Source organism: Lentilactobacillus sp. (assembly GCF_040773105.1).
GTDB lineage: Bacteria > Bacillota > Bacilli > Lactobacillales > Lactobacillaceae > Lentilactobacillus > Lentilactobacillus parabuchneri.
This window is the reverse complement of sequence record NZ_JAXGWW010000087.1, coordinates 1-8,015: the sequence shown is the minus strand read 5'-3', so window position 1 is coordinate 8,015 and position 8,015 is coordinate 1. Positions and strand designations below refer to the sequence as shown.

General features: G+C 42.2%; 10 protein-coding genes and 2 pseudogenes. 4 read left to right on the top strand and 8 right to left on the bottom strand.

The window, feature by feature from the left end; translation table 11 throughout:
• Nucleotides 1-22: 22 nt before the first annotated feature.
• From AB3112_RS06030 to AB3112_RS06005, 6 genes are all read right to left on the bottom strand, one after another.
• Nucleotides 23-139: a putative metal homeostasis protein gene (locus AB3112_RS06030; protein WP_099046967.1), complete on the bottom strand. Its 117-nt coding sequence runs from the start codon at nucleotides 137-139 to the stop codon at nucleotides 23-25.
• 25 nt (nucleotides 140-164) lie between these two features.
• Nucleotides 165-434 carry a 30S ribosomal protein S14 gene (gene rpsN / locus AB3112_RS06025; RefSeq protein ID WP_057909819.1) on the bottom strand — a complete coding sequence of 90 codons (270 nt, stop codon included), beginning with the start codon at nucleotides 432-434 and terminating at the stop codon, nucleotides 165-167.
• Nucleotides 435-564: 130 nt separating this feature from the next.
• The gene (locus AB3112_RS06020) at nucleotides 565-1,221 is read right to left on the bottom strand and encodes a CPBP family intramembrane glutamic endopeptidase (protein ID WP_084973887.1); all 657 of its coding nucleotides are present in this window, start codon (nucleotides 1,219-1,221) and stop codon (nucleotides 565-567) included.
• Nucleotides 1,222-1,394: 173 nt separating this feature from the next.
• The gene (locus tag AB3112_RS06015; protein ID WP_367334109.1) at nucleotides 1,395-2,195 is read right to left on the bottom strand and encodes an ABC transporter permease; all 801 of its coding nucleotides are present in this window, start codon (nucleotides 2,193-2,195) and stop codon (nucleotides 1,395-1,397) included.
• On the bottom strand, nucleotides 2,188-2,901 hold the full coding sequence (locus AB3112_RS06010; RefSeq protein ID WP_084973883.1) for an ABC transporter ATP-binding protein: 714 nt from the start codon (nucleotides 2,899-2,901) through the stop codon (nucleotides 2,188-2,190). Before AB3112_RS06010 ends, AB3112_RS06015 begins: the two co-directional genes overlap by 8 nt.
• A complete protein-coding gene (locus AB3112_RS06005) occupies nucleotides 2,898-3,272 on the bottom strand; it encodes a GntR family transcriptional regulator (RefSeq protein WP_084973881.1) in 375 nt (124 codons plus the stop codon). Before AB3112_RS06005 ends, AB3112_RS06010 begins: the two co-directional genes overlap by 4 nt.
• A gap of 769 nt (nucleotides 3,273-4,041) precedes the next feature.
• On the opposite strand from AB3112_RS06005, the pseudogene AB3112_RS06000 reads away from it, so the two are divergent.
• The 3 genes and pseudogenes from AB3112_RS06000 to AB3112_RS05990 form a co-directional block, all read left to right on the top strand.
• Nucleotides 4,042-4,620: pseudogene (locus AB3112_RS06000) on the top strand (IS3 family transposase); the annotation flags it as partial.
• Between the two features lie 131 nt (nucleotides 4,621-4,751).
• The gene (locus tag AB3112_RS05995; protein WP_057909814.1) at nucleotides 4,752-5,138 is read left to right on the top strand and encodes a DUF805 domain-containing protein; all 387 of its coding nucleotides are present in this window, start codon (nucleotides 4,752-4,754) and stop codon (nucleotides 5,136-5,138) included.
• A 104-nt stretch (nucleotides 5,139-5,242) separates the two neighbouring features.
• On the top strand, nucleotides 5,243-5,575 hold the full coding sequence (locus tag AB3112_RS05990; RefSeq protein WP_179136527.1) for a transposase: 333 nt from the start codon (nucleotides 5,243-5,245) through the stop codon (nucleotides 5,573-5,575).
• Nucleotides 5,576-5,791: 216 nt separating this feature from the next.
• On the opposite strand, the gene AB3112_RS05985 is transcribed toward AB3112_RS05990, so the two are convergent.
• Nucleotides 5,792-6,409 (bottom strand): hypothetical protein, encoded by a 618-nt coding sequence (locus AB3112_RS05985; RefSeq protein ID WP_057909812.1) that lies wholly within the window; start codon nucleotides 6,407-6,409, stop codon nucleotides 5,792-5,794.
• A gap of 216 nt (nucleotides 6,410-6,625) precedes the next feature.
• Here AB3112_RS05985 and AB3112_RS05980 point away from each other — a divergent pair, with 216 nt between their 5' ends.
• Nucleotides 6,626-7,519, top strand: coding sequence for a 3-hydroxyacyl-CoA dehydrogenase (locus AB3112_RS05980; protein ID WP_084973875.1), 894 nt, complete (start codon nucleotides 6,626-6,628; stop codon nucleotides 7,517-7,519).
• 135 nt (nucleotides 7,520-7,654) lie between these two features.
• On the opposite strand, the pseudogene AB3112_RS05975 reads toward AB3112_RS05980, so the two are convergent.
• Nucleotides 7,655-8,015, bottom strand: a pseudogene (locus AB3112_RS05975) (MFS transporter); the annotation flags it as partial.

The following is an 8,015-nucleotide window of genomic DNA, read 5'->3' as shown; positions in this document are numbered from 1 at the left end:
GACAACATCACCGTGAACTTGCTTATCTACGCGGCTTATTTGCCTTAGCTTCATGAATAATCTTCAAAGCGCGCTTGCGAACCTTGATACTTGGGCTCTTCAGCCGGCGATGGGCACTGGCTAAATCTTGTTTTTCCATATTCACCACTCCTTAGTAAAAATATTTACCAACTGGCTTTGTGGACACCTGGAATCTGTCCCAAATGGGCATACTTCCGGAAGTTCAAGCGTGACATGCCAAACTTGCGCATGTAACCACGTGGACGCCCGTCTAATTCATCACGATTCCGAAGCCGATTAGGATTTGAGTCTTTAGGCAATTTGGCCAAGGCTTCATAGTTTCCCTGCTTCTTCAATTCTCGGCGGATATCCGCATACTTTGCGATCAGAGCCGCTTGCCGCTTGTTCTTTTCGATTTTTGATTTCTTTGCCATGTCATTCCTCCAAATAATCGTATTGTTGTTTTTGGGTTTTAGGTTATTTTGTGTACACTCAATAGTAACGATTACTATTATTACAATAAACTGGCATTCTGTCAATCATCGGACTTAAAAAATTTGTGTTTTAAATAAACAAAGTCACCCCAGTATCCCAAACACAGTGTAAAATCGTGCTCGGCCACAAGTTCTTCGTCCGGTAAAACATCCAGCCAAAGATCAAACCCAAAGGAAAGACGTTAATGATGTTAATGAACCAAGACATGAGCGATAACCCCTCCAGGTAATATAGCGGAAAATGACTAATCTGAAACATAATTGCCTGAATGATATTGGCGGTCGCAATCCCATAACGGGTCATTAAAAAGTTCATAAAGAATCCCCGAAACAAGAATTCTTCAATCAGACCGGCTCCCAGTGTGACGCTTAATAGCTCACCACTTTGAAGTAGATTAGGTTTAATGTAAAAGCCATGGTGTGCACCAAACATTAAAAATATCAAGTATGCAAAAAACATCGCAAGAACAATCCAAAATTGAATCGGAAAGTTTCCGTTATATAGTTTGCGTTTTGATACCCATAATTGGTCGTTGGTCCGACTAATAAAGAACACTCCCAGACCAACCATAATGACTGTTTTAATAATCAGGCTCGTCAAATCGCTTGCAAGCCCATCGGTAAAATGATGGGTGATAAAATCGATCAGCTCCCGGCCGAAGAACCAAAGAACGATTAAGAAAACATAGCTCAGATAAAATGTCGTTAACGACCAAGTCTTTTTCAAGATGACTGCCTGCCCTTTCAGTTTATTCAGAGTTTGATTATATCATTAAACTGACATTGCATACCAACAATGGCGACAAAAAGACCGTGGCAAAACCATTCGTTTTGTCACAGCCTGTGTCATAAGATTATACTGGGTTGCTTTTAAGGCAGTTTGCAATAAAGGCGAACTAACTAGTTCTCTGTTTCCACCCATTTTTTTAGCAGGTAAACAATCCCAATCGATTCGAGCAGGCCAAATACGATTAGGTACAAGGATGCTAAGAATAAGTTGGCGTATAGATTGCTAGACATGCCTTCAAATAAGTGGAAATGCTCGATGATATCGCCAATCCGGTTTGCGAACACGGTGTAGATGTAGCCAAATGCGAAAACCACGACGATGTAAAGAACAAAACGGAAGAACTTTTGCCGGGCATCCGGTAAAAAGTTGGTTAAGGTATACCCTGTTAAATGAATGAGGCTAATTGACGTCCAGAAAAACAGTAATGCGACAACCGCCAACACGATTGCACTAATGATCGATAGCGTGACATTCATCGCGAAGTGGGCCTTATTCGAGCTTTGATACAAGAAGTGCATTGTTGTTTTAAACGCACTTCCGAACTGTCCCCAGTATGGGATCAAAGTCACGAGGTACAATACCAATTGAGCGAGTCCGACGTAGATCATCGCAATGAAAGAAGATAGCAGATTAGCTGAAAATAAATTGGTATCACTTGTTGGGATTAGGCGGTAAGAATCACTCACAAAGATGTGTTCGCTATTTCTGGAAAATAGGATAAATGCAACGATCCCGACAAATATCGAAAATAACAAAGAAATGGCAACTGGGGTTTGAGTTTCCAGTTGTCCTTGATACACTTCATAAAGTAGCGCCACAACGATCGCAATTACATCTATTAGTAAAATTCGGTTTGCGATTCTGATTTTTGGTCTGGTTAACGTTTTATTGAGATTAAAAAAACTAGTCATCGAAGTCATTCCCTTCATATATGCTTTCGTAGTATTGCTCAATTCCCTCCGCGTACTTTGAACGGATCTCTTCGGTACTCTTGTGTGTATAAATGGTTTTATCTTTAATAATCACCACTTCGTCTAAGATACTTGATATTTCGGAAACGTAGTGATCGGAAACCAGAATGACGGCATCATCGCTTTTCCACTTAATGATACTTTGGATAATCTTTTTTCGGGTCCTACTGTCAATCCCGCCAAATGGTTCATCCAGCAGGTAAACTTTCGTATCTCTGGATAATGTCAGTCCAATAACCAACTTCTCCTTCATCCCTTTTGAGAGTGCTGATAACCGCAAACCTTCATCAATCTGCAGGAAACCTGCCATTTGGTTATATTTCTCATTGGAAAAGTCCGGGTACACATCCTCATAAAACCGAATGATCCGATCAATTCTCATGTTGGGATTAAACCCACCCAACTGCTCACTGAAACTGATATAGGATTTCATTATTGGGACTTTATTTTGCCCAGCAACTGTAATGCTTCCAACCGATCCCTTGGCAACACCGGCAATCAACCGCATCAACGTGGTCTTACCGGCACCATTCTCTCCAAGCAACCCAACTGTCTTGCCAGCCTCAATAGTCAAGTTCACATCTTCAAGAATACTGCGATAGTTTTTTCGATAGGTTAGATTCTTTATTTCAATTGTATTCGTCATGATTGCACCTGCTTTCTTTCTTTAATATAAGTTTGTAAATAGGTCACGATTTCGTCATCCGTAACATTCAGCTGATAGAGGTTTTCATATAATTCCTGAAGTTGTTCTGTAATCAACATTTTCTTTAATTTTTCAATGATTTCACGGTCCTCTGTGACAAAGTTGCCTTTTCCACGCTGAGGTTCAATAATCTTCTCTGAAATTAATTCGCCAAGCGCTCGTTGGACCGTATTAACATTCACGGTTAAATCAACGGCTAACTGGCGGACCGCCGGCAATTTATCCCCTGGTGCCAGCTCACCGACAATAATTTCACGATAAATGTAGCTCTTGATTTGGTAATAAATTGGGATCTTATCATCAAATTTCATTGTACCACCTCCCTAGTGTTATATTTTACTATTACACTATAACGCCAATTATCTAAGAGTGCAAGCCAAACTTATTTTGTTTTTAAAATAAATCAAAAAGAAAACCGCTGCATCGCCACCTGCAACGGTTTTGGGGTCAGAGATAAATGCAGCTGACTTACTCCAACACGATCTTAGTCAGCTAGATCACAACCCGACATTGTTCCACTCATCAACAACATCGTGCAACTCCCCTCCAAAATCTTACAGATTGATGGGGTCGTTTCCGCCGGAACTGGTGAAGAAGTGGTTGATGAACGTGATGAAATGGACTCCGAAGGTAAATTACCGCACGTTGATTATCTGGTTAAAATCAACGGTGATTCCATGGATCCCCAGTTTCATGGGGTCAATGGAACATCCATACGAAAAGTAGCGGTACGCTTTAAAAAACGAACTTTAATCTTTTTTGAATGCGTCCAAGAGAGTCTGTTTTGCCAGCCTAATTTATCGATATTTGGAGATTATAAAAAACGTTAGTTTTTGGAACAAACTCACCCTGATCTTAGCAGCTTGATTTAACAGGCTTTCGAGTTTTTAAAAAGGTATTCAAAAAAAATGTTTTTAATAACCCATTGCCAAAAAGGGAGCATTATTAATTCACTTGAGAAATTTTATTCGTACCAGGCTTCAAACTAGATGGGGCTAAAAGCCGAACCGGAATACACACTCTTACTCTGCTAATTCGTCTTCCTACCGCTAATTTTCGTATGGATGTTCCATTGACCCCATAACGCGGTGTCGCAAGTACAACTCATATGCGGGCGAAATCACACCAGCGGTACCAAATATCTTGTCACGTAATTTTGATACGAGTTTGCCTAATCAAAAATGGGTCACTGATATCACCGAGTTTTCAATCCCTGCAGGGAAGGTCTATCTGTCTCCGATTGTAGACTGCTTTGACGGGGGCACCCCTAGCTGGTCAATTGGGACCAGTCCAAATGCAGAATTAGTTAATACCATGCTTAATACCGCTGCCGATACACTATCAGAGAGCGAAAGACCGATCATTCATTCAGATCGTGGCGCACACTATCGCTGGCCGGAATGGATTGGCTTAATGAATCAATATGGGTTCACTCGCTCAATGTCCAAAAAGTCTAGTACACCAGATAATGCACAGGCTGAAAGTTTTTTCGGCCATTTAAAGACCGAGTTCTTCTACAACCAAAGTTGGCAGGGAAAGTCGGTGCAGGATTTTATGAAAGAACTTAACGACTATCTTGAGTGGTATAACACCAAACGAAGAAAAATTTATTTAGGAGGAAAGAGCCCTCGTGAATACCGCCAAGCCAAGTCTGCATGACGGTTCCGGTCCAGAAAAAGGTCCGCACGTCCTTTTCTACATTTTACGATTGCCATTTGCATATGGTACAATTTGTAATGTCGTTTTTTGTTAATCGACACAATTAATAATGTCTGGGAGGACAGAGTGCGATGCAATCAATAAAAGAATATTTCACAAAGATGTTTGTTTTTGGGGCCAGCGCCACGCGTAAGCAGTTCTGGATCCCATACTTCACGATCTGGATAATTACCGCCATCGTCCGGTTGGCGACGGGGGCCAATGATTTTACTAATGCGCAGGGCGAATTCGAGTTGGAATTGAACGGCCGGGCCATTGCGTTCGGCATATACTTAGTGGTGGTCTGGATCGCGAGCTTTACGCTCAAGGCGCGCCGCTTACATGATACAAACCGCAGCAACTGGTGGATCCTCATTGAACTCATTCCGATCATCGGATGGATTTGGCTTTTTATTTTATTCCTGTTACCGAGCAAACAGAATACCCGTTGGCCGATGAACCAATCCGATGTGCATTAGCGTTGGTGATGAACGCAATAGTTGAAATGGGATGAAAAAGAGTTTGGGACAAAAGTCCCAAGCAAAGCAAAATGACCTCCAGAATTCCTCCTGGGGGTCATTTTTTGTGGTTTCACAAAGTCGGCTTTGTTATCATTACAGACATGCGCGAAAAGCTTTCAAGTGAGGAAGGCCAACGTCTCTATGGATTACGGAAAATAGAGGACGAACCGGTTTTCGGCAACTTGAAGGCTCATTTGAAGTTCCTCAGATTATCGGTCAGAGGCATCGCGAAGGTCCGCAACGAAGTTGGTATCGCCCTGCTGGCATATAACATCATGAAATGGCAGCGGGCCATTTCGCTATATTCATTTCTGTCCGCCATGATTAGTGAATATATCCAAAAAATGCACCGGCAAATTCCAATTTTGGAAATTTGCCGGTGCATTTTCAGCTAAGTTCGGGACTTTTGTCCCGAACTCCTGTTTTAGCAACCTTTCCGAGGGGCGATAACTATTATTGCCCCTAAATTGAAGGCCGCTATCGAAAAGTGGGAATTCAACCACTACTTATTGTTTCTAATAAATGCAAACCAAAAAAGATATGGCCTTCAACCGATATAAGATCCATCATCATGTGTCAATGAACAAGTCATCAACCCATTCATGTCACCGTTAGTTATGCACGATTCCTGGCAACTCCTGCCCATTAGCATCAATCGCTAATCGGACCAAGATCAGCTTGCCAGAATCAATTGGGACACCGTCAATGTAGACTTCACGGTGTTGATCATCTTGGAGCCTTTTAAAGCCCTTCTTTTGAATCGTGTCGGTTAATACTTTCAGTGCTTCGCTATCCGGTGTCACGGTTCCGGTGTTCACAGTTTGAATCTCAATGCCTTCAGCCAGGTGCTCGAACTTAATTTCTCCCAAGTTAAAATCCGAAAAGTCAGTTCGGGTTAAGGCAGCATCAAAGTCCTTTTCGTTAATGAAAAGCGGTTGCTTAATCCAAATCTTAAAATCTTCACCATCACTGGTTTTCGTCCAGACCGCCTGCACCGGGTATGGCCGGTATGCTTTGAAGCCTTCAACCGGAATTCCCTTGTCAGGGCCACCGCTAATGGTCTGAGCAACTTCAGCAGCTGCCCCCGCCAGCCTCAAAAAGTTGGAGTCATCCGTATGCTTGGTCGCGTGACCTTCAGCGGTAACGTAGCTTCTCGTGGTTAAATCCACATAACTTGGTTCTGGATTGCGGCTATACTCGTCTGGTTCAAACGTCTCCCAATTAAACATATCGATTCCTCCTCAATTTAAGTTCGCGGTAAATATAGGCTAAATTGTGGGGGAAATCAAGAAAACAGACCTTTAATTACGCCTAAAATAGCCGTGAAATTAAGTCACGACGAACAGCGTTGATTTCAACAATGCATTTGGTTGCTTTCCATACCCGACCAATTATAATTAAGGTGAATGACGAAACCGCTTTCATTTCACAAGGGGGATATTATTATGACAATTAAAAACGTAACGGTTGCAGGTAGTGGTGTTTTAGGAAGCCAGATTGCCTTTCAAACCGCGTTTAAAGGGTTCAGTGTCACTGTTTATGATATTAATGAGGATGCCATCAACAAGGCAAAGGAGCGAATTAAGGGCCTTCGTCACATGTATAAGCACGATATTGCCGCAACCGACGAAGAATTTGAAGCCGGCCTATCACGGATCACTTATACTTGGGACCTTGAAGATGCCGTTAAAAACGCTGATTTAGTGATCGAAGCGATTCCAGAACGACTCGACATCAAGAAACCATTCTATGACAAGATTGGTAAGTTAGCACCAAAAGAAGCTATCTTTACCAGTAACTCATCTACGTTAGTCCCAAGTGCATTAATGGAAGATACCGGCCGTCCGGCACAATTCTTAAACATGCACTTTGCCAACCAGGTTTGGCTGAACAATACGGCTGAAATTATGGGGTCACCAAAGACTGATCCAGCCATCTACAAAGAAATTGTTCAATTTGCCCGTGACATTGGCATGATTCCAATTGAGTTGAAGAAGGAGCAACCTGGCTATATTCTCAACTCACTATTAATTCCACTCCTCAGTGCTGGTGAAGGATTATGGGTAAAGGGCGTGGCTGATCCTGAAATGATTGATAAGACCTGGATGGCAGCAACTGGCGCTCCAATGGGTCCATTTGCGATTTTAGACGTTGTTGGAATCAGAACTGCCTATAATATTACGGAGGCACAAGCCAAGGCCGGCGACTCAAACGCTCAAGTGCTTGCCGATAAATTAAAGGAATTGTTGGATCAAGGTAAGCTCGGAATGGAATCTGGCGAAGGATTCTACCACTATCCAAATCCGGCTTATAAGGATGAGAACTTTTTGAAGATTTAAACTAATGTTCATTAGATATATGAAAACCATCAAGATTTGAGTCTTGATGGTTTTTAATATGCAATCATATTTGTTATACTTCAGGCTAGTTTATTTCATAGCTTTTGAAGCATCAAAATTCGCTGAGACAACCCCTTAACGCTTCTTAAACAACGTCCTAAATAAGAAGAAGTTCACGACACCAATCAACGCCATCATCGCAAATGCCAACTGGCTTCCAGTGGCAATATTTTGAACATGGGAAAAGCTGGGGATATGAACTGACGTCATCATCGCTGCAATGATGGTCGTTCCAAGCGATCCAGCCAGCATATTTCCAGTTCCATAAATCGCGTTGGCGTCATTTTGCTCGTCCCGGGACAGATGTTTCAAGCCGTATGCCATACTATTTCCAAATGCCATCGACCGACCGGTTGCGTAAACGGTATACAAAATTGTAATCAAGACAACGGACATCTGCTGGCCCATAATCGTCATGATCAACACTGGTAACAGG

Coding starts and splice junctions, on each gene's coding strand:
- AB3112_RS05995 (WP_057909814.1), top strand. CDS start 4,752: ATGCAATCAATAAAAGAATATTTCACAAAGATGTTTGTTTTTGGGGCC.
- AB3112_RS06015 (WP_367334109.1), bottom strand. CDS start 2,195: ATGACTAGTTTTTTTAATCTCAATAAAACGTTAACCAGACCAAAAATC.
- AB3112_RS06030 (WP_099046967.1), bottom strand. CDS start 139: ATGGAAAAACAAGATTTAGCCAGTGCCCATCGCCGGCTGAAGAGCCCA.
- AB3112_RS05985 (WP_057909812.1), bottom strand. CDS start 6,409: ATGTTTAATTGGGAGACGTTTGAACCAGACGAGTATAGCCGCAATCCA.
- AB3112_RS06010 (WP_084973883.1), bottom strand. CDS start 2,901: ATGACGAATACAATTGAAATAAAGAATCTAACCTATCGAAAAAACTAT.
- AB3112_RS06005 (WP_084973881.1), bottom strand. CDS start 3,272: ATGAAATTTGATGATAAGATCCCAATTTATTACCAAATCAAGAGCTAC.
- AB3112_RS05980 (WP_084973875.1), top strand. CDS start 6,626: ATGACAATTAAAAACGTAACGGTTGCAGGTAGTGGTGTTTTAGGAAGC.
- rpsN (WP_057909819.1), bottom strand. CDS start 434: ATGGCAAAGAAATCAAAAATCGAAAAGAACAAGCGGCAAGCGGCTCTG.